The 19,328-nt window shown below is 43.8% G+C and carries 11 protein-coding genes and 5 tRNA genes; 10 read left to right on the top strand and 6 right to left on the bottom strand.

Annotated elements, in window-relative coordinates; genetic code table 11:
* The first annotated feature begins 116 nt into the window (after positions 1 to 116).
* The 3 genes from MP3633_RS11270 (at position 117) to MP3633_RS11260 (ending at position 2,721) form a co-directional block, all read left to right on the top strand.
* Positions 117 to 1,166 (top strand): threonine aldolase family protein, encoded by a 1,050-nt coding sequence (locus MP3633_RS11270; RefSeq protein ID WP_176335617.1) that lies wholly within the window; start codon positions 117 to 119, stop codon positions 1,164 to 1,166.
* A 152-nt stretch (positions 1,167 to 1,318) separates the two neighbouring features.
* Positions 1,319 to 2,257, top strand: coding sequence for an SPFH domain-containing protein (locus tag MP3633_RS11265; RefSeq protein ID WP_176335616.1), 939 nt, complete (start codon positions 1,319 to 1,321; stop codon positions 2,255 to 2,257).
* A 2-nt stretch (positions 2,258 to 2,259) separates the two neighbouring features.
* Positions 2,260 to 2,721 carry an NfeD family protein gene (locus tag MP3633_RS11260; RefSeq protein WP_176335615.1) on the top strand — a complete coding sequence of 154 codons (462 nt, stop codon included), beginning with the start codon at positions 2,260 to 2,262 and terminating at the stop codon, positions 2,719 to 2,721.
* A gap of 77 nt (positions 2,722 to 2,798) precedes the next feature.
* Here the strand turns inward: MP3633_RS11260 and arsJ are convergent, their stop codons facing one another.
* The 5 genes from arsJ to MP3633_RS11235 form a co-directional block, all read right to left on the bottom strand.
* A complete protein-coding gene (gene arsJ, locus MP3633_RS11255; RefSeq protein ID WP_176335614.1) occupies positions 2,799 to 4,025 on the bottom strand; it encodes an organoarsenical effux MFS transporter ArsJ in 1,227 nt (408 codons plus the stop codon).
* A 79-nt stretch (positions 4,026 to 4,104) separates the two neighbouring features.
* Entirely contained in the window at positions 4,105 to 5,118 is a 1,014-nt protein-coding gene (locus MP3633_RS11250) for an ArsJ-associated glyceraldehyde-3-phosphate dehydrogenase (protein ID WP_176335613.1), read from the bottom strand.
* A 32-nt stretch (positions 5,119 to 5,150) separates the two neighbouring features.
* The gene (locus MP3633_RS11245; protein ID WP_176336791.1) at positions 5,151 to 5,495 is read right to left on the bottom strand and encodes a metalloregulator ArsR/SmtB family transcription factor; all 345 of its coding nucleotides are present in this window, start codon (positions 5,493 to 5,495) and stop codon (positions 5,151 to 5,153) included.
* Between the two features lie 223 nt (positions 5,496 to 5,718).
* Positions 5,719 to 6,570, bottom strand: a complete 852-nt coding sequence (locus MP3633_RS11240) for a universal stress protein (protein WP_176335612.1) — start codon at positions 6,568 to 6,570, stop codon at positions 5,719 to 5,721.
* A gap of 63 nt (positions 6,571 to 6,633) precedes the next feature.
* A complete protein-coding gene (locus MP3633_RS11235) occupies positions 6,634 to 8,124 on the bottom strand; it encodes a SulP family inorganic anion transporter (RefSeq protein WP_176335611.1) in 1,491 nt (496 codons plus the stop codon).
* Between the two features lie 366 nt (positions 8,125 to 8,490).
* Between MP3633_RS11235 and MP3633_RS11230 the strand changes: the two genes are divergently transcribed.
* Together MP3633_RS11230 and MP3633_RS11225 are read left to right on the top strand one after the other, a co-directional pair.
* Entirely contained in the window at positions 8,491 to 9,945 is a 1,455-nt protein-coding gene (locus tag MP3633_RS11230; RefSeq protein WP_176335610.1) for a retention module-containing protein, read from the top strand.
* Positions 9,914 to 17,149 (top strand): VCBS domain-containing protein, encoded by a 7,236-nt coding sequence (locus MP3633_RS11225; RefSeq protein ID WP_176335609.1) that lies wholly within the window; start codon positions 9,914 to 9,916, stop codon positions 17,147 to 17,149. The genes MP3633_RS11230 and MP3633_RS11225 overlap by 32 nt, the downstream gene beginning before the upstream one ends.
* Before the next feature lie 97 nt (positions 17,150 to 17,246).
* Here MP3633_RS11225 and msrA read toward each other — a convergent pair whose 3' ends face one another.
* Complete coding sequence (gene msrA / locus MP3633_RS11220; protein ID WP_176335608.1) at positions 17,247 to 17,906, bottom strand: peptide-methionine (S)-S-oxide reductase MsrA; 660 nt, start codon at positions 17,904 to 17,906, stop codon at positions 17,247 to 17,249.
* A gap of 267 nt (positions 17,907 to 18,173) precedes the next feature.
* Between msrA and MP3633_RS11215 the strand changes: the two genes are divergently transcribed.
* The 5 genes from MP3633_RS11215 (at position 18,174) to MP3633_RS11195 (ending at position 19,082) form a co-directional block, all read left to right on the top strand.
* Positions 18,174 to 18,250: transfer RNA gene (locus tag MP3633_RS11215), tRNA-Met, on the top strand.
* A 110-nt stretch (positions 18,251 to 18,360) separates the two neighbouring features.
* Positions 18,361 to 18,437: transfer RNA gene (locus MP3633_RS11210), tRNA-Met, on the top strand.
* A 145-nt stretch (positions 18,438 to 18,582) separates the two neighbouring features.
* Positions 18,583 to 18,659, top strand: a tRNA-Met gene (locus tag MP3633_RS11205).
* Between the two features lie 140 nt (positions 18,660 to 18,799).
* Positions 18,800 to 18,876: transfer RNA gene (locus tag MP3633_RS11200), tRNA-Met, on the top strand.
* A gap of 129 nt (positions 18,877 to 19,005) precedes the next feature.
* A tRNA-Met gene (locus MP3633_RS11195) sits at positions 19,006 to 19,082 on the top strand.
* The last annotated feature ends 246 nt before the right edge of the window (positions 19,083 to 19,328 follow it).

The raw sequence follows: 19,328 nt of genomic DNA, 5'->3' as shown, positions 1-19,328 counted from the left end.
GGCTAATGCTATTAGCCCCTCCTACACCGTTTTACACAAGACTCTAAACACTTGGTTTTAAATGCTGGCATGGTATTGTTCGTTGATATGAAACGGATTAATCAAGGAGTGGTGTTATGAAGGTTGCGTTTACCAGTGACAATATTGCCGGTGCGTCTGATTCTGTATGGCAAGCCATGATGAAGGCATCCCAAGGTGATGCGATGCCTTATGGTAACGATGATACGACGGCGGAAGTCACTACTATGTTGTCGGCATTGTTTGAATGTGATGTCGATGTGTTTCTGGTGTCAACAGGGACGGCAGCGAATGTATTGAGCATCAGTGCGATGACGCCGCCTTGGGGTAGTGTGTTGTGCCATTCAGAAAGCCATTTATTGAATGATGAAAGTACCGCACCGGAGTTTTATACGGGCGGCGCTCGTTTTGTTGGTATTGGTGGGGCGGACGCCAAAATAGACCCCGTCATGCTTAAAAAAATGGTAAATCAAAAGGTTGGCGATGTGCATTCTTGTCAGCCGTCTGCGGTGAGTATTTCGCAAGTCACGGAAGTGGGCAGTGTTTATTCATTAGAGGAACTTCGAGCGATTACTCATGTCTCAAAAGAAGCGGGCTTGCTGGTTCACATGGACGGTGCTCGTTTTGCGAATGCTTTGCTGTCGTTGGATTGTACTCCTGCTCAAATGACGTGGAAGGCTGGCGTGGATATTGTGTCATTTGGGGCCACGAAAAACGGCACAATGGCGGCGGAAGCGATTGTGGTGTTCAACAAAACATTATCAAAAGAGTTAGGGTTTCGTCGTAAGCGTGGTGGGCATTTGCACTCAAAAATGCGTCTATTATCGTCGCAAATGAAAGCCTATTTGACGGATGATCTTTGGCGTAAAAATGCTGCACATGCTAACGCTATGATGGCTTTGTTGCAGGCCGGTTTGGCGACCATTTCGAGCGTAAAAATCAATACGCCAGCCCAAGCGAATATGCTGTTTTGTACCTTGTCAGAAGGTATGGCGGAGTATTTGTTGGCAGCAGGTTTTGCTTTCTACGGCGGTCGCTGGGAAAAAGGAGTGGTGCGTTTGGTGACGTCATTTAGAACGCCACAAGAAGGCGTTGAGGCTTTTATTGACTGTGCTCGACAATTTGAAGCTGGCACAGATCAAGGATAAAACCTGTTTATTAATGACTTTTGACCATGAAGAGTGCCTACTAGACGTGAAATAGATCTGTCTGGTTAGGCGAGAGCTATTTCTTTTTGCTGTTTTTTGAACGCAAAAATAGAAATGTATTTTTTATTTCGAATATTAAAGGGTTTATGGTTATGGAAGAGTTACTTCAATATGTATTGAACGTACAGGTTCTGGTACTCGTACTGGTGGTTGTTCTGCTAAAGAATTCAATCAAGTTTGTGCCACAGAATCAGGCCTACGTGATTGAACGATTTGGTAAATACCAATCTACCAAAGAGGCTGGGCTGAATTTTATCCTACCTTTTATCGATCGTATTTCATCGGATCGTACGCTAAAAGAGCAAGCTGTTGATGTGCCTGAACAAAGCGCAATCACCAAGGACAATATTTCTTTACGCGTGGATGGGGTTTTGTATTTCCGTGTATTGGATCCTTATAAAGCTACCTATGGCGTGGAAAATTATGTTTTCGCGGTGACTCAATTAGCGCAAACCACCATGCGTTCTGAATTGGGTAAAATGGAATTAGATAAAACCTTTGAAGAGCGTGATGTGCTGAACACGAATATCGTTGCGGCCATTAACGATGCGGCTGGCCCTTGGGGTATTCAGGTATTACGTTACGAAATTAAAGACATTGTGCCACCACAATCTGTCATGGAAGCAATGGAAGCCCAAATGAAAGCGGAACGTGTGAAACGTGCGCAAATTTTGGAATCGGAAGGGGATCGTCAAGCGGCGATTAACCGTGCTGAAGGTGAAAAAGCCTCTGTGGTATTAGCCGCAGAAGCGGATAAAGAAGAACAAGTGTTGCGTGCCGAAGGTGAAGCGAAAGCCATCGTTGCTGTGGCATCGGCTCAAGCCGAAGCCTTGCGTAAAGTGGGTGAAGCTGCGGCAACGGAAGAAGGGCAGAAAGCCATACAGTTGGATTTGGCGACAAAAGCCATTGAAGCGAAACGTGCCATTGCCAAAGAGTCTTCTGTTGTCTTGTTGCCTGATGGCGCGACGGAAGCATCTGCGGTTGTTGCACAAGCGATGACTATTATCCAGAAAATGACGAAAGGGAGCTAAGCATGGATTTCTTTACCAATAATTTGGCCCAAAGCCTTTTTGTTGTTGGTTTGATCCTCTTGGTTGTTGAAGTCACCGTATTGGGGTTTTCAACCTTCGTGTTGTTTTTCGTTGGTCTGGCTGCCATGGTAACGGGCGCTTTACTGTATCTGGGGATTTTACCTGACAATGTATTGAGTGCCATGTTTAGCATGGGTGTTTTGACGCTGTTGGCAGCACTTTTGCTATGGAAACCCTTGAAACGCATGCAATCAAAAGTGAGCTCTAAAAAAATCAAGAGCGACTTTATAGACCATCGTTTCATCTTAAAAGAAGCTGTGTCACCGACACAGTCTCCTAAGCACCATTATTCAGGTGTGGAATGGGCTTTAATCAGTGACGAGTCGATTGCAGCGGGAACGAAAGTAGAAGTGACAGAAGCCGAAGTCGGCAAGTTGCACATCAAAGCGGTCGAATCTGAGTAGAGAGATTTATTAAATAAAAAGCGCTAGAAAAACGCCAAGCGGGAGTAATCCTGCTTGGCGTTTTTTATTTTAATGCTCTATGACTGGCTTGTGTCTTTTGGCAACCAAAGTGAAATCAGACTGGCGAGCAGTAAAAAGCCGCAAGACACCCATAAGCAGCTGATTAAACCAAACTCCTGATAGACCCAGCCGGACAATAACGTTCCGATCAATCGACCCATGGCATTGGCCATGTAGTAGAAACCGACGTCCATAGAGACACCTTCTTTACTGGCGAATTGGACGATCAGGTAGCTGTGTAAGGACGAGTTAATGGCAAAGACCGCACCAAATAGAATGAGACCACCTAGCAAAACAATCAGCGGATAAAATGCCAGTTGCAGACCAATGGCGATGGCGGCGGGCAGGGCGGTCAATGCCAATGCCCAAAGCGTAACCATTTTGGCGCTGGGAACTTGATTAGTGCGTTTGCCAGTAATGTGCGGCGCTAGACTTTGCACTATGCCGTAACCAATCACCCAAAGTGCGAGGAAACCACCGACGCTCCAGTGATCCCAACCAAATTGACTGCTTAGATAAACCGGCAGCGCGACCACAAACCACACATCCCGAGCGCCGAATAAAAAGAGTCGCGCGGCAGAGAGAATGTTGATTTCTCGGCTTTTAGAAAAAATCTGTGAAAACTTAGGTTTGTTACTGGCTTTACCTAGATCACCGCCTAATTGCCAAAGACTAAATAGCCATACAACGCCAAGCGCGAGGGCCATGATAAGAATGGCGTGGTGGAAGCCAACCGTCGTCAACAACAAACCGCCCAAAAAGAACCCAATGCCTTTTAACGCGTTTTTCGATCCGGTTAATAAGGCGACCCACTGGTAAAGTTGACCGCTTTCGCCTTTCGGTACTAAGACTTTAATCGAACTTTTCGCACTCATTTTATTCAGGTCTTTGGCGATGCCAGACAGTGCTTGCGCGATCATGACCCAGACAACCGTAAGCCAACCTGCTGGTACGAGCAACATGCCGAGGGCGACAATTTGCAGACCAAGCCCTATGTTCATTGTGCGGTTTAAGCCCCATCGTGCGCCGAGCCAACCACCAAACAAATTCGTTACCACGCCGAATGCTTCATAGAAGATAAAGAGCAGCGCGATGTCTAATGCGCCGTAACCTAACTCGTAAAAATACAGCACGACCAACATGCGTAGCGCGCCGTCGGTTAGGGTAAAACACCAATAATTTCCAGTGACGATGAGGTATTGACGAACGTTGTTTGGCAACTGTGTTAATCGCTGTGAGAACATAAAATCGCTTTTTTGTTTGTCTTATCAGGAGCTGTCATCTTGTCTGTTGTTGTTAACAGTCAAGATGGCAGCGGTTGTATTAAGCCGTTTGGTCCAAGCGTCCTACTTTACGCATGAGTTCCGCGGTGCGGTTGGCGTAACCCCATTCGTTGTCATACCAGACGTACAGCTTCACTTGCGTGCCGTTGATCACCATGGTGCTTGGCGCGTCTATGATGCTAGAGCGAGGGTCGGTTTTGTAATCGACTGATACCAGAGGGCGTTCTTCGTAGCCCAATATGTCTTTCAATTCGTTTTCACTGGCGGCTTTTAGGATCTGGTTGATCTCTACTTCCGTGGTCGCGCGATTCATTTCGAACACGCAATCGGTGAGCGAAGCATTCGTCAACGGTATGCGTACGGCATGGCCGTTCAGTTTGCCTTTTAGTTCTGGAAATATATGTGTAATAGCGGTCGCGGAACCGGTTGTTGTTGGAATTAAACTGGTACCACACGAGCGAGCGCGACGTAAATCTTTGTGCGGCGCATCAATGATGGTTTGGGTATTGGTGATACTGTGAATCGTCGTCATGGAACCGTGCTTAATGCCAATTGATTCGTGCAGGACTTTTACTACTGGCGCTAGGCAATTGGTCGTACATGATGCGGCGGTGACGATAGGGTGCTGACTTGGGTTGTAATCTTGGTCGTTGACGCCCATGACAATGTTTAGCACGCCGTCTTCTTTTACGGGCGCTGTGACCACAATACGCTTTACACCTTGATCAAGGTAGGCTTGCAAAAGTGCTTTGGTTTTCATCACGCCGCTGGCTTCAATCACTACATCGCATTGTGACCAATCGGTTTCGGCAATAGAGCGATTTTGCGTACAAACAATGGTTTTGCCGTTGATGACAATGTTGTTGCCTTCGCTGGTAGCATTGTGGCTCCAGCGACCATGAACCGAGTCAAAGTTAACAAGGTGAGCGAGTGTGGTTGCATCCCCTTTTAGATCATTGATTTGTACGAACTCGATGTCGTCCCAGTCAAAGGCGGCACGAAATGAAAGGCGACCCATGCGGCCGAATCCGTTGATTCCTACTTTAATGGTCATGTCATTGTCCTCGTGAAGTTAATAAAATAAAATTAGCAACAGGCGCCTTTTCGTTCTGGTCGGCCGCCCATGGTTTCGAGTTGATCTACGTTGTCTTTCAGCCACAAGACTTGGTTGTCTAAGGTGGTTTTTAAGACCTTTATTGCCCAGCTTGGTAGTTCAGGGTGAAGTCGATAAAACACCCATTGTCCTTGTCTGCGATCGCTCAGAACGCCGCTTTTTCGAAGTTGGGCAAGATGACGAGAAATTTTGGGCTGTGTTTCATTCAGTGCCGCCATGAGCTCGCAAACACAAAGTTCATTATATTGGGTAATCAGTAATAAGCTTCGCAAGCGAGTGTCGTCAGCGAGCGCTTTATAGAATAGATCGGGTGTCATTTCAATTTGGCTCTTTTGCTGTCTTGTTTGAAATAAGTGTTTTGTTCGGATTTCATTGGCGATGATTGTATCTTCTAGATAATACATATGTAAAATCATATATTCGAATTTTCATATATTTAATCTAATTGTAACATTGTACGAATAAATCAAGGTGGCGGGCGTGGACACAAAAAAGGGCGAACTCCGTAGAAGTCGCCCTTTAAAAAGACTTGCTAAATGGTTAGCGAAGAATCAAAAGAGGAATGTCGCTTTCGATGATCATTTTGGTGGTATTGCTACCGACAAAGAACTGACGAACTTTTGAATGAGCGTAAGCCCCCATGGCCATAAGTTCGATTTTATTTTCTTCACGGTATTGGGTGAGTACTGGATAAATCTTACCTGGTCGAATGCTTGATATTACTTCGAAGCCTTCTTCTTCAAGAATGGTTTGCGCTTCTTCCAATTTTGCACGCCTTTCCGGTGTATCATCACCCGCCATAACAAGATGGCATGGTAAGCCTATCAATAATGGGCTTTGAGCAATGCGTGCAATGGCATTGTCTGCGGCTTCGCGACCATCGTAAGCAATCATAAAGTTTTTCGGAGTGGTAAATTTACCGACGCTGATTAAGATCGGTTTGTGCAAAGTACGCGCCACGCGCTCAATGTGTGAACCAACTGTGTGAGCGTCCATCGTATGGCTGATGCCGAGTCGACCTATAACAACCAACCTAGTCTCTTCTTCAAGATCAAGAAGGTTTTCAACAAGGTCGCCATGTCGTTGCAATTCCTCTACTAGTTTAGCGCCAGCTTTATTAGCAAATGCTCTGGCGTTTTCAAGCACAATTTTTCCGTGTTCTAGTGCCAGTTTTGCGCGTTTTTCATCGAGAGCGACAAGCTCATCTAACAGATGTTCTCGGCTGCCAAAGCCGATAGAGCCAGACAAGTCGTCATCTGTTCGCACGGCGTCTTTTTCTAAAGAGTGCAGCAAAGTTAACGAACAGCCCATTTGTTTGGCAGCCCACACAGATGCGGTGGTGACATATTCTGATAAAGCAGAACCATCAATACAGGCAATAATATTTGTCATTGTTGCACTCCTTCTTTTTCTTATTTAAAAGTGTAGAAAGTATTGTTGAGCGACCACTTATTATCAGTGTCCGCCCATGACTTTCTCGACTTCTTCCGGGTTGTTATGAACACCGAACTTATCGACAACCGTCGCGGTGGCTTCGTTCATTCCAATCAGCTCAACTTCAGCACCTTCACGGCGGAATTTGATTACCACTTTGTCTAAAGCGGATACGGCTGTAATGTCCCAAAAATGCGCATCGGTTAAATCGATCGTAACCTTTTTAACCGCTTCTTTAAAATCAAAAGAGCCATTAAACTGATCTGATGACGCAAAAAATACTTGGCCTATCACTTTATAAGTACGATGGTCAGTTTGTTTATCTTGATCGCTCTTCACTACCATAAAGCGCCCGATTTTATGGGCGAAGAACATGGCCGCTAATAGCACGCCAACAAACACGCCAATTGCTAAGTTGTGTGTTGCAACCACAATAGAAACCGTCGCTAACATTACAATATTAGTTGATAGTGGGTGTTTTTTCAGGTTGATGATGGATTCCCAAGAAAAAGTACCAATTGATACCATGATCATGACAGCTACTAACGCGGCCATGGGGATTTGACTAATCAGGTCATCCAAGAAAACCACCATGATCAACAATATTAAGCCGGCCATGAAGGTAGACAAGCGACCACGGCCACCAGATTTTACATTAATCACGGATTGACCAATCATGGCGCAACCTGCCATACCGCCTAGAAATCCAGAGGCGATATTGGCAACCCCTTGGCCTTTACATTCGCGATTTTTATCACTGTTTGTATCGGTGAATTCATCGATAATGGTGGCGGTCATCATGGACTCTAATAAACCCACAACGGCCAAACCAAGAGAGTAAGGCAGAATAATTAAAAGTGTTTCTAGGTTTAGCGGAACATCTGGCCATAGAAAAATGGGTAAGGTGTCTGGTAATTCGCCCATATCACCAACGGTACGAATGTCTAAACCATACATCATGGCGAAAATGGTCAATACAACAATGCAAACCAATGGAGAAGGTAGGGCTTTACCAATGACTGGAATTAACGGGAATAGGTAAATAATACCAAGTCCTGCGGCGGTCATGGCGTAGACATGCCAGGTTACATCCGTCAGTTCTGGTAATTGCGCCATAAATATCAGAATCGCTAAAGCATTCACAAAACCGGTCACCACAGATCGAGACACGAAACGCATCAGCGCCCCGAGTTTTAAGTAGCCCGCAATAATCTGAAAAACACCCGTGAGTAGTGTGGCGGCAAGCAAATATTCTAAACCGTGATCTTTCACTAATGTCACCATCAGCAATGCCATGGCGCCAGTTGCAGCAGAAATCATACCAGGACGACCACCAACAAAAGAGATAACCACGGCGATACAGAAGGATGCGTACAAGCCAACTTTAGGGTCTACACCTGCGATGATGGAAAATGCAATGGCTTCGGGAATTAAGGCAAGTGCAACCACGGTACCAGCGAGGGAGTCGCCTTTAATGTTCGAGAACCAGTCTCGTTTTATCGAATCGATCATTTATTACCTTCTGAATTTAAAAGAAAAATAAGCTGGAATTATTGTGCCATGTTTTGGCAAATGCATGACATTGCCATAAGGGCTTATTACTTGAGTCACGAATAGACTTAGAAATAGGTCACAGGATCTAATGAGGGTTGATAAAGCTAATGCCTGCGCCCAAAATTGCGTAAATTATAAAGATTTGATGTGTTTATAGCAATCACAAGCCCACCCAAGACCAGGGTCTTTAAATGGAAATTGGTATAAATAGGCAAATAAGCACGTCGACTGTACCAAGGTACAATAGATACTTCTCTTTGATTCTTCTATCTTGTCAGTAATTATAAATTTATTACGTCTTATCTAGAGTCCAGGAGATTCACCATGAGCGACAATCAAGTTCCTTTTGCAACGTTGGGTAATGCCATCGGTTTCATTACTAAATTAGATGGTTCTGTGACGGTTCAATCTATTGACGGGCAAGAGCGAGTTGTAAAGCTAGGTGATCCGATCTTCTTTGGCGAGACGGTTCTTACTGGAGGCAGCGGTAGCGTTACTATCGCATTTGTTGACGGCACTGATGTAGTAATTGGTGGGGACTCTATTGTAGAGATGACGGATGAAATTTATAACACAGGCGATAACGAAGACCTTGTCGCGGACTCTTCATCCGAAATTGATGCATTACAAAATGCAATTCTAGCGGGTGATGACCCGACCCTTATCCAAGATGCCCCTGCAGCGGGTAACACCCTAGCAGATCAGCAGCGTGTTGATGTGTCTATTGAGCGAAATGATAATAGTGCACAAGCGGGCTTTGGTAGTGATACACAAAGTAGTCTTCCGACCTATGGCTATGATACAGATAACGGCAGTAGTGGTCAGGCGACAGGAAGTGAATATTCTGCACCTTCCTCAGTTCGTGCGGTTAATCAAGCACCTGTTGTTGACAGCGAAAGCGTATCAGTAACAGAAGATTTTACTATTAGTGGTTCTGTCAGGGCTACGGATGTAGACCTTCCTGATGGAAAAGCGCTTTCTTTTAGCACTTCATCTACGGTTACAGGACTAATATTTAATAGTAATGGTACCTACAGTTTCGATGCATCTTCTTATGACTCATTAGTCGTAGGTGAAAAGAAAGAAATTTTAATAGATATTACCGCTACAGATGATCAAGGCAGTCAAGGTACAGGACAGTTAATAATTACAGTGACTGGAACGAATGATGCGCCTATTGCTCAAGCTGCTGCTGCAATAGTGCGAGAGGATTCCACTGTGAGCGGAGTTGTTACTGCGAAAGATGTAGATCTACCTGCTGGTGCATCACTAAAATTTGCTATTGCAGAAGAAGTTAAAGGTCTCACTTTTAATCAAAATGGATCCTATAAATTTAATGCATCCGATGAAGCTTATAATCATTTAGCTGCTGGTGAAAGGCTAACACTCAAAATCCCTGTAACGGTTACTGATGATCAGGGCGCAACTGATACTACAAGACTTACTATTAATATTGTTGGTACAAATGACGGTCCAGTTGCATTAGACGACACGGCGACAGGCACAGAAGACGGCGGCGTGATCACGATTGATGTGTTGGCGAACGACACAGATGTTGATGGCGATACGTTGACGATCACAGCAGCGACGGTTCCAGCAGAGCAAGGTACGGTAGCGATTGTTGACGGCAAGCTTGAGTTCACACCAGCAGAGAACTTCAACGGTGAAGCGACGATCAGCTACACGATCAGCGATGGCGAAGAAAGCAGTTCAGCAGAAGTTGCGGTCACGGTTGATGCGGTGAACGATGGTCAGTTTGCGATGGGATTCAGATGTTGATAGCGATACGTTGACGATCTGGCAGCGATTGGTTCCAGCAGAGCAAGGTACGGTAGCGATTGTTGACGGCAAGCGAGTTCACACCAGCAGAGAGAACTTCAACGGTGAAGCGACGATCAGCTACACGATCAGCGATGGCGAAGAAAGCAGTTCAGCAGAAGTTGCGGTCACGGTTGATGCGGTGAACGACAAAGCAGTGATCGGCGGTGACGTTTCTATAGCATCTGATGAAACAGATACGGCGTTGACCTTGGGCGGCACGTTAACGTCAAGCGACGTGGACAACGCAGACAACACCTTCACAGCGACAAGCATCGAAGGCACCAACGGCACGTTCAGCATCGCGGAAAATGGCGAGTGGACGTTCGTGGCGAACAGTGCGTTCAATGATATGAATGTTGGCGACAGCAAAGTCGAAAGCTTCACGGTTACGTCGGTAGACGGTACAGAACAAGTCGTAAAAGTGACGATCAATGGCACTAACGATGCGGCTACGATCGCAGGCGACACCACAGGTACTTTACTTGAGGATGACGAGACTAGTTTGTCGGTTGGCATTGTATCTACAGGAGGTAAGTTAACAATTACAGACGTTGATTCAGGTGATAATCCTTCATTTGATACTAGTCGTGTTGAGACTTCAGACGACACTCTTGGTAGTTTAACTATCTCTGCAGATGGTACTTGGTCTTATAAAGTAGACAACGACAAATTGCAGTCACTAGCACAAGTGGCTGAGCTTGTTGAAAGGTTTACTGTGTATGCGACTGATGGTACAAGTGAAGAAATTGTTGTTAAAGTTGGTGGTGTTGATGACGTTTCAGTAATTTCTGATGACAGTATTAACTCATTGACTATTGATGAAGATGAAACACTCACTCTATCTTTGCCGCTTGAAATTACTGATATTGATAATGGAGAAAACCCTTCTTTCCCATCTGGATCTATAAATGGTGCATTTGGTGTTCTTGTTATTTCTGACACATCGACGCCTGGTAATAGTACTTGGGAGTATCAGCTAGATACGACAAAAGCCCAATATTTGAATGATGGGGAATCTGTTCAGGAAAAAATTACAGTTACTGCTAGTGATGGCACTGACTATGAAATTATTGTGACTATTAATGGTACCAATGATGCTCCTACGGTAGATGCTGTTATCAGTAAATCTGTTTTGGAAGGTGGTGAGCTATTAACTGGCTCGGTTGATGCCAGCGATGTTGATAGTGATTCATTATCTTTTAGTGTTACCGGTTCTACGCCTTCAGGCTTTACTTTAAATACTGATGGGACATGGTCTTTTGATCCTAAGGATGCTGCTTATGACTCACTCGCGGTAGGCGACATTACAGACGTAGAAGTGACCGTCCAAGTTGCCGATGGCAAGGGTGGCACAGATACACAAACGATCACCATCACCGTGACGGGCACGAACGATGCTCCAGTGGCCACAGCAGATCTTGTTAGTACTTCTTCGAGTAATGCAGTAACGATTGATGCTTTAGCTAATGATACAGATGTTGATGGCGACACTCTGTCTATCTCTGATGCTTCGGTGGCAGTTCCTTCACAGGGTTCTGTATCTATTGTTGATAATAAATTGGTATTCACTGCTACCGAAGGTTTTAGTGGTACGGCGACAATTAATTATTCAATTAGTGATGGTAAAGGCGGTACTGATACTTCAACGGTTACTGTGAACGTAAATTTAGTAACAATTGATGCGATTACTCCTGATGACGTGATCAACGCGATTGAAGCCGACAGCACGATCGCCGTGACAGGTACCGCTTCAGGTGGCGATATCGCAGAAGGCGATACCGTGACCTTGGTGATCAACGGCACGACTTACACCACAAAAGTCGCTGAAAACGGCACTTGGTCTGTGGGTGTTGTAGGTTCTGACTTGTCAGGCGATACGGCCTTCGACGCGGTTGTGACGTCTTCAGACGCGGCTGGAAACACAGTTGAGAGTAAAGCGACTTCAACTCATACGGTTGATCTTAATATTGCTACGCCAGGTATTACCTTTGAGGATGCTGGTGTTGATGGTATTTATAACGCCGACGAAGTGGGCGAAGATAACACCATCACAGCGACTATCTCGGTAGCAGGTTCCGAAGTCGGTGATAAACTGTCTTACAGTGTTAATGGAGTAGAAACTACGATCACTTTGGGTGCTGATGATATTAGTAATGGTGTGGAAATTGAGGTATCACCAGGCGCTGAAGTTAAAGCGACTTTGTCTGATGCGGCGGGTAACCGTTCAAGTGAAGTGAGTAAAACAGCGGCGGATGCGGATATTTCTGTAGCACCTCCTATCATCACAAATATCACTGATGATTCTGATAGTTCTGATTACTCTACCGTAACTCTACATGGTACTGGCGAAGCCGGTGCTGTCATTACGTTGTGGGCTGTCTCTGGTTCAACCACAGCAGGGAATAACACTCAAACAGGTGAATATACCAAGTTAGCGAGCGTTACAACGACGGTATCTGCTGATGGATCTTGGACGTTAGATGTGTCTAATCTTTCTGATACACCAGTGAACGATAATGAGTTATTTAAGGTAACTCAGTCCGATGCGGCCGGTAACACAAGTGACTTCTCTAATACTGCGCATTATTGGCATGGTGATTGGGCTGCTGTTCAAACAGAAGCTGGTGATGATTATGTGTTAGCGGGTAGTGGTAATGATTCCATCACTATCAATGTGGATGATCAAAACAATGCCCTTTCTGTGGATGGTGGATCTGGTAATGATACTGTGATCTTCCAAAATTTTGATGTATCTAAGGCCATATTTACCCTTGATAACAATGGTAATCTGCAAATTAACCGTGGTGATACCAGTGATGTTGTTCTGCTTATTGACGTTGAGAATGTGAAGATAGGCGGTACGACTTACACCATCGACGCGTTGTTTACACCGACCGTGTCTATCTCGGATGATTTGAATGACGATGGTTATTTGAATGGTGGTGAAAGCGATGGCACTGTTACTGTGATTGTTACGCTGCCGATTGGAGCTAAAGCTGGTGATACTCTTTCTATTACGACAAATAATGGTGAGTCTAATCGTGTTATTACCTTATCTGATGAGGATATTTCTTTAGGCAGCCTTTCTGTATCAGGCATAGTAGAAACGGATGAAGGGACGACTCTTAGCGTAACAGCACAACTTTCAACGGGTTCTGTTGCAAGTACAGATTCCGTTATATTGGATACCGTGGCAGAAGTAGGGACAGTTACTGTTAATTTAATCACTGATGACAATAAAATTGATGGTATTGAATTAGGTCAAACAATTTCAATCTCTGGTAAGGCTGTTGGTGGTGATATTTCGGTAGGTGATGTCGTTAAAATGACCATTAACAATACTGAATACTCTACTACGGTTAAAGCTGGCGGCATCTGGATTATTGCTGGTGTATTGGGCAGCGATTTGGCAGCTGATTCTGAGTTTGATGTGGTGGTTACATCCAGTGATGCAGCGGGTAATAAGGTCGAAAGTATTGGCACTTCTACTCATAGCGTCGATCTTTCTGCAGAGGCAAGCTTTAGTTTAGCTGAGGGTCAACAACATATTTTAACCGATCTACCCGAAGGCTTTGCGTTCCCCGACGGTACGACTGAGGTTGTTACGAACTTTGGCGGGACGATCACGTTAGGTGATGATGGTGAGTATCGATACGATGCACCTGTTAGAGATCATGGTGACGCCGTTTCTGATAAAGACAGTGTCACTGTGACGCTTGAAGATGGTCGTACCTTTACTGTGAATCTTGATATTCAAGACTCTGCTCCAGTGGCCGTAGATGATCAAGATAGTATTGTTGTCCAGCATGAAGAATTTGAAGTGTCTGAAATTGCGGCAAGTTGGGTAAGTTATACCCATGGCGAATCGGTGACGACTTTTGATGGTACTTCTGATTTGGGTGGAGTCGATAATGATTCAGCTAAAGACCAAATTCGCTGGGGAAATCCTGCGGAGTCTAAGCAGTCCGGATATGGCTTTATTGATAACGATAGCAATTTAGAAGGACGGTTTGACCTTAATCAAGACATTAGTGTCGGTACTTTTACTCACTACAACTACCCTATTAATAGTGGCGGAGCGATTACTAGTGCGGAAATGTCTGTTGAATTTTTTGTTCTTGATCACTTAGGCGTCAGTACTCCAGTTACATTGACTGTTAACTTTGATCACAATGAAACCCCTAACACTAATGACGTTAATGCATCTCGCGATATCGTAACTGTTCAAAATACACATGTTACTTTTGAGCGGGATGGGGATATATACACACTCCAAATTGTTGGTTTCCGTGAAGTTGGTAATCCTGATGGTGAAGTCGTTACTTCTATTTATACCAATGAAAATGCGGCTACCAGTTATGAATTGGTTGTTCGTGTCGTTGAGGGTGATGGTTATAGCTTGCCTTCTACAGAAGGTAATATTTTTGATGACAATGGGTTGGGAGCGGACTCTCTTGGTGCGGATAGTTCAGTCATCGTCGTAGGTGTTGCTGTGGGTGCTACTGTCTCCTCAAATGATAGTGTGGGCCATAGCATAGAAGGTCAGTATGGTAATTTGGTACTGAATAGCGATGGTAGTTATGTTTATGAAGTTACAGCGAGTGTTTCTGATATTCCAGCAGGAGCGACAGAATCGTTTGCTTACTTAATACAGGACCAAGATGGTAGTACTTCTTCTGCTAACTTATCTATAAATGTTGGGACTAATACCGCTCCTAAAGCTCAAGATGACAGCACACCTGATTCACTGTTTGCTGGTCTTGTTGGGGAATATTATGGTACGAATTCCCAGCTTAATAACATTAGTGATTTTAGGACGCTTGTCGTCAACAAAGAAGCTGACGCAACGTTTGAAGCGGCAAATATCAGTTATGGACGAGGTTCTTCTGACGTAGCGAAAGGCACTCATCTGCAGGAGTTCTTAGGTTCTGATGCAAGCACATTAAGTACTGATCCTGGTGACAATACGGATGGCGGCATTTATCTTCAAGGTTACGTGTATTTAGAAGCTGGAACGTATAACTTCAAAGTAACAGCAGACGATGGATATGAGATAACCATTAATGGCTATCCTGTTGCGACGGTTGAAAGCAATCAATCTGTTCATACTGTTACTCATGCATCCTTTACTATCAGCGAGTCTGGGTATCAGGCTATAGATATGATTTGGTGGGATCAGGGTGGCGATTATATGTTCCAGCCAGTCTTGAGTTCAGACGGTGGGGATACATATTTTGTTCTTGATGCTTCTATTCTCAGCTCAACAGGTGAGACACCGCTTGCCACTTTAGCAGATCAAGCGTTAGCAATAAGTGTTGATAGTTTGCTTGAGAATGATACCGATGCTGATGGTGATGCTCTGACCGTCACAAGCATTAGTAATGTTCAGAATGGTTATGCGTATTTAAACTCTGAGGGAGTGATTCATTTCACGCCTCTACAAGGCTTTACTGGTGTGGCAACGTTTGATTATACCATTTCAGATGGCAAGGGCGGAAAGGATACTGCAACGGCATCAATTACTGTAACGGCTGATGGGGTTTTACCGACAGTTACTGTATCGACAGCAGAAAGTGCGCCTGATTACGATGTAAACGCATGGGAAGGACATGATAGTAATTTTGAGTCCGAAGTATTGGCTAACCATGGAAACTCTCAAGGTGGAAATGATACGTATTATTTAAATGGAGATTTGAATAATTCCGCTAGCTCTGGTGATGGTAGTGATGAAATAGTAATTACAGGTAATGTTAACCGTACTTTAACGCTTGATTCAGGTGATTTTTCTGGTGATGGTGATGATAATCTACTGGTTAAAGGTGAGCTGAATTCAAACGGATCAATATATAGTGGTGCGGGTAATGACTCTGTAGAAATTCGTGGGAATGCTAATGCAGATATTGATTTGTCTGATGGAGGTGATCGTTTAGCTATTGGAGGGAGTGTTAACTCTAATTCTGAAATAGATTTAGGTGATGGAAATGACTCTGTATACGTTGCACATGACCTAAGTGGCAAAATTGATGCTGGAGATGGAAATGATACTGTTGAAATTGGTCGAAATATCAACTCCAGCGGTGATGTTAAGTTGGGTAAGGGTGATGATGTATTATTAGTACAAGGCGACATCTCTGGAGAAATTAAAGGCGAAGATGGAAATGACGCGGTCATAATTCACGGTAACGTTTGGTCTGATGCTAAGATTGATTTGGGTAAAGGAGATGATGTAATCACTATAGACGGTAAGCTTTATAGTGATGTTGATGGAGGGAAGGGAGATGATTCCATTTACTTAGCTTCTTATACTAAAAATGATTACAACAATAACGTTGATAACATTAAGTCGAGAGTTATCAACTTTGAAAATGTTATGATGAGCGATGGTATTGTTAAAGGTGATTCTAGTGGCTTTAATAATGGTTCTGCTATGTTTAGTTATAGTGTCTCTGTTGAGATAGATAATGCGAATAGCACGACAGATACCTCCACGTTGACGCTGTTTGGTATTCCTTCAACAGCGACACTTACGCTGGACGGCGCGACGTTAACCGCTAATTCTGATGGAAATTATGACATTGAAATCACCAGTGATCAGACATCTATTGAAAACCTTAACGTATTAAGTAATAACCCATTGCCTGACTTAGAAATTACGACAACCGTTTCTTATAGCGCAAATGGCTCTAGTACGGTAGACGAAGCGGCAGATGATGATAACTATCTTGTCGGTACACAAGGTGAAGACACGTTAGTTGGAGGTTTGGGAGATGACATTCTATTTGGTGGTGATGACGAAATCACGGACACGCTAACAGGTGGAGACGGTAAAGATATCTTTATATTAAATGACACGACTGATGTATTAAATATAGATACGATTACCGACTTCAATGCAACAGAAGACGCATTAGACTTGACGGATCTATTAACAGGTATAGAAGGAAGCCCTGGTAAAGATGCTGATACGGATCTGATTACTGAGTTCTTGTCACAACATGTCAAGGTAACAGATGGGAATGTTAAAGTAGATGGTGAAGACGTTGCTACCTTTATAGAGGAGACATCTTCTTTCGATTCGAATAACGATGGCCTTGTAAATAGCTCTGATAGCATTAAAGTAATTTACAATAATGAAGAATACAGCATCAATATTGATGGCTAGGTGTTGCTAACGCCTAGATAAACAAAAACCGAATTAGGCCTTTCATAATGAAGAGTCTAATTCGGTTTTTTTAACGCTGCATTTTGAGGGGGAAAGGTTAAACGCTAAGGCCTATAGGGCAACTGACGCCGGTACCACTCAAACCGCAATAACCGTTTGGATTTTTGTGAAGGTATTGCTGGTGATATTCTTCCGCAAAGTAGTAAGTGTCTAGTGGTTCAATTTCTGTGGTGATCATGCCGTGGCCAGCGGCTAATAACTCTTTTTGATACGCTGCTTGGCTTGCTTGTGCAATCGCAAAATCTTGCTCGTTTTTGGTGTAAATAACCGAGCGATATTGGCTACCGATGTCGTTGCCTTGTCTCATTCCTTGAGTCGGATCATGGTTTTCCCAGAAAACGCTTAGGACACCTTCTAGTGTGATGATGGAGGTATCAAAAATAACCTGTACTACTTCGCTGTGTCCTGTTTGACCAGAACAGACTTCTTCGTACGTTGGATTTTTAGTGTAACCACCGGCATAGCCAACAGAAGTAACAAGTACACCTTTTATATTCCATAGCTTTCTTTCTGCTCCCCAGAAACACCCCATACCAAGAATCACTTCGGACTCTTTGTTGCTAGGCTGGCGGACAAAGGACTCATGATTTACAGCGTGTATTCCAGACACTTTTAAAGGCGTGCTTCTGCCGGGAAGGGCGTCTTTGTCAGTTGGAATGGCGGATTTTCGAAGAATGTCTTCAATCTTATTTAGCATGTTCATCTCCTAACATCGTAATCAAAACTATTGGATGGCTTTCTTTTACCTTGTGATAGCGACGGATTCAAGTACTTTAACGATGGCGGCCATTTTAGTAATGGGTTGTTTGTATTAAAGTTTTTTGAACTTATCGCATGTAAATACTCTATCTCTCTTGACTCCTACTTTAATCTACCTATAATACGCACCTCGTTGACACGGGTGAAGCAGTTTTGCCAACCTAATTAATTATTTAATAAATGATTAAAGTTAACGAAGATTAGTCGCGGGATGGAGCAGTCTGGTAGCTCGTCGGGCTCATAACCCGAAGGTCGTAGGTTCGAATCCTGCTCCCGCAACCATTTAAAGAAATTTTAGATGGCAGGTCGTAGGTTCACTTTATATTAGAAAAGTGCTCCCGCAACCAACTAATCGAATGAAATTGTCAGTGATCTATATAAAATTAATTTGTCGCGGGATGGAGCAGTCTGGTAGCTCGTCGGGCTCATAACCCGAAGGTCGTAGGTTCGAATCCTGCTCCCGCAACCATTTAAAGAAATTTTAGATGGCAGGTCGTCGTAGGTTCACTTTTAAATACAGAAAGGTGCTCCCGCAACCATTAAAATTAATTTGGTCACATAATTTCTTCAGCGCTAAAAGATAAAATCTAAACTATATCAATCGTTTAGTATGGCGCGGGATGGAGCAGTCTGGTAGCTCGTCGGGCTCATAACCCGAAGGTCGTAGGTTCGAATCCTGCTCCCGCAACCAATTAGGCTATAAGTAATGGGTCGTAGGTTCACTTTTAAATACACAAAGGTGCTTCCGCAACCAAAAATCTAGCGTTTTTGGCCACACAATTTATCTTTATTTTCTGCATATAAACTATATAAATCAATAGTTTAATCTGTCGCGGGATGGAGCAGTCTGGTAGCTCGTCGGGCTCATAACCCGAAGGTCGTAGGTTCGAATCCTGCTCCCGCAACCATTTCAGTAAAGGTCGTAGGTTCACTTTTAAATACAGAAAAGTGCTCCAGCAATCAAATATCAGATTTGGTCATACAAATATTCAGAAATACATCACTAAAAAGTAAGCTATATCAATAGTTTAACTTGTCGCGGGATGGAGCAGTCTGGTAGCTCGTCGGGCTCATAACCCGAAGGTCGTAGGTTCGAATCCTGCTCCCGCAACCATTTCAATAAAAGTCGTAGGTTCACTTTTAAATACAGAAAGGTGCTCCCTCAACCATTTCAATAAAGGTCGTAGGTTCACTTTTAAATACAGAAAGGTGCTCTCACAACCATTTCTTATTTATATTCCAATCCAAACTAAAAAATTTCCTGATCAAAATTGTTGTTTATTTTTTTTACTACTTCTTTGGTTATCTACTTTTTACTTGGAAAAGCTCATGTGGCTAATCTGTGGCCATATTGTGACCA

This window comes from Marinomonas primoryensis, from assembly GCF_013372285.1.
Classification (GTDB): domain Bacteria; phylum Pseudomonadota; class Gammaproteobacteria; order Pseudomonadales; family Marinomonadaceae; genus Marinomonas; species Marinomonas primoryensis.
This window is presented reverse-complemented; position numbering and strand designations above follow the sequence as displayed.